Genomic DNA, 2,680 nt, shown 5'->3' with positions numbered 1-2,680 from the left:
CTCTTCAACATGTGCTTTGCTGAAGGAGGTTGGCTAAATCCCTGGGGATCGCCCTGGGTTTTCTACTTGATTTCCACCTGGGCGGCAAATAGTCTTTCCCTCTGTTTACTCATCCTCTTGCCCCTTATCACTCTTCAGATACTCGCATTTTCTCTCTAACTATATATGGCCAATTTGGACAGGTTAAAGCTATCAAGGAATAAAAAACCATGATTCTTTAACTCCCTTATAATAATATTATCCTCAAGGTTTTTGATTACCAGTTGTTATAATATGTGAAGGATAGGGATCACATGAGGGATTTTACAGCAGGGCGTTTTTACACTTATGAAGAGAGGTGTTCGAGAATATAAGCGACGACCTCGTCGGGTGAAAGGTCCAACGCCACTGCCAATTCCTCATGTAATTGCTTTTCAGCAGTTTTCATTATCTGTTCATCTGTACTGGTTATGTTTTTGCCTTCAACAGATCTGGCTTCTTTCTCATGATATAGCGTTTTGATAAGTCCTATCAGTTCTTCGCAATTTCCGGTTTTAAGAATGGTTTTAAAATGCAAGCTTCTTTCCCGGTTATCCTCTATCCAGACGGGTTCTTTTTGCGTCATCTTGGCCATCAATGCTGCAGCCTCTTGCTTGGTGATGACTTTTCTTATCAAAATTTTGGGGTTATTCAGCGGGGTCTTAATAATCATATTGTTTATATTGTCATATACAGGGCGCAATACATAGTAATCGGTTTGATCGTTGTTGGTATCCTTGACTTTTTCAATATCAATAATCTGGCATACTCCGGTTAAACCGTAGACCACATAATCATTCACTTTGAACATAAACATTTCTCCCTTGCTGCGTTGTTCAAACAGCATCATTAGATATGAGTTGCGGAAAAAAAATAGACTCGACAACAGGATTTACGTCATCGAGACTACACGTTGTTATTTAATTATACCAACAAATTAGCCTTTAGGCTAATGAGGATCCTCATGATCAGGATAGAGCAGACCGGCAGAGAGGAGCAAAACGCCGTAGATAGCGGTTTCGGTGGATATATGGATACCGGCATCGACATGGGATCATACGCAGATTAGCCCGTTTGGTCGGAGTGGGAATAGGGGTTAAAGACCTGCGTATGGCGCGTTATGCAATTGAGATATTCGAATTTGAAACAGCTGTTATTTCTACACCTGCGGCAGCGTGATATGGGAAGCAGAATGTCTTCCCGCTTCTTGCGAATCTACCTAAATGTACCCAGCTGTTGCGGCATAGTATTGTCCGGAAATAAATGTCTCCGCCTTCTGCATCCCTGCTTTTTTCATGCGAGCCGTTTAAGACTACTGAATCCTGTCTCTGAACTATTGCTTCGGGAGGATACTGGAAGCAAATAGGGAATATTGTAAATATTGTCCCGAGAGTCTCAGGCTATTGCAATACAGGCTCAAGATCAGGGGATGGAACTACAAAAGACAGGAGTGTGTTTAGATGCTTAAGATATTTGTGTACGGCAGCTTTGTGACCGGTCGCCGTTACAACCAATATTATCTGGGAGGAAAGACTCTTCTGGGCAAAGCGGTTGCCAATGGCTATAACAAATATATCTTCGGCGCCCTGGATGGCATGACTGCTGAAGAAGGAGAAATCGTAGCGGGTGAAGTGTATGAGATTGATGAAAAAACCCTGGCCAAGATGGACTTTTTTATGAACGAGGGCACTATGGTGACCAGGAAGACGATAGATGTAGAGCTGGAAAACGGCGAAACTTTACAGGCCGACACCTACATCTGGAACGGTTCAGTCAGCAAATGAGCCCCGATGATGTGAGCCGGGCTAAAGCGGAGGATGAACCGACCACGAATTGCTTTGCGAAAGGGGGGAGTCGCATGGAAAGCCTTAAAAGAATATTCCTGCTGGGATTAATTCCAATAACGATTATTATATCGACACTACTAATGGGCCATTTCCAGACGATATATCGTCATACCTTCAACTTTGTACCTTTCGGTGTCACCTTTGTTGCAGCCTCCGTAATATTGGGGATATTGCTCGGACTCGACTATATGAGCTTAAAAAATAACACCTTGAAACATGTAAAGATTGATTGGATGAGGTTGTGCATCTTGGGAATCCCGGCACTTTATTTTCTCGTCCTGCCAATGACTCCGGCTCCTATGGTCTTTAGAGGAACTGAGATCCTTTACTATATGGGGGGCATCCTGCTGGGATATTCATTTGTAACCAGTATAAGAAAATAATCTTCTTCAAGACGCAAGCAGGCCGGTTCGTCTATGCGCCATAGCCTTTGCTGTACCCCTACGCGATTTTGGCAAACTTGTGCCCAGTGGGCTTTCTGGCAACCCCGATGACAAAGATAAGAAGCAACCAGACAAATAAAATGACCATGAGAGGAGTCATTAAACCATATGCTATAATGAAATTAAATTCAGGTCTTTATTCTATTTGATAGAAGGTGTTAAGGTATGTCAAGAACTTATTCAACCCACAGGACCGCGACTGGAAAGCAAGTTTTGACTATTCAAGACGCCCAGAAACAAGCAAAAGAAATGAAGGGCTTCAGAAAAAAATTAGTAAATCTAAAGCGGCAGCTAGTTCATTTCTTCAAGCAACTGGAATGTATGATAAAAACGGCAAGCTCAAGAAAGAATATAAGTAAAGATGTATTCGAC

The 2,680-nt window shown here is 42.5% G+C and carries 4 protein-coding genes; 3 read left to right on the top strand and 1 reads right to left on the bottom strand.

Annotated elements, in window-relative coordinates:
* Window positions 1-325 precede the first annotated feature (325 nt).
* Window positions 326-829: a CarD family transcriptional regulator gene (locus B3W37_RS13935; RefSeq protein WP_483170974.1), complete on the bottom strand. Its 504-nt coding sequence runs from the start codon at window positions 827-829 to the stop codon at window positions 326-328.
* Between the two features lie 649 nt (window positions 830-1,478).
* Here B3W37_RS13935 and B3W37_RS13930 point away from each other — a divergent pair.
* From B3W37_RS13930 to B3W37_RS13920, 3 genes are all read left to right on the top strand, one after another.
* Window positions 1,479-1,802: a gamma-glutamylcyclotransferase family protein gene (locus B3W37_RS13930; RefSeq protein WP_483176163.1), complete on the top strand. Its 324-nt coding sequence runs from the start codon at window positions 1,479-1,481 to the stop codon at window positions 1,800-1,802.
* 74 nt (window positions 1,803-1,876) lie between these two features.
* Window positions 1,877-2,248: a hypothetical protein gene (locus B3W37_RS13925; RefSeq protein WP_483176162.1), complete on the top strand. Its 372-nt coding sequence runs from the start codon at window positions 1,877-1,879 to the stop codon at window positions 2,246-2,248.
* A 225-nt stretch (window positions 2,249-2,473) separates the two neighbouring features.
* Window positions 2,474-2,680, top strand: a 207-nt coding sequence (locus tag B3W37_RS13920; protein WP_483176161.1) for a hypothetical protein, incomplete at its 3' end; no start/stop codon positions are given.

It is taken from the genome of Syntrophomonas sp. UBA5494, from assembly GCF_002426325.1.
This window is presented reverse-complemented; position numbering and strand designations above follow the sequence as displayed.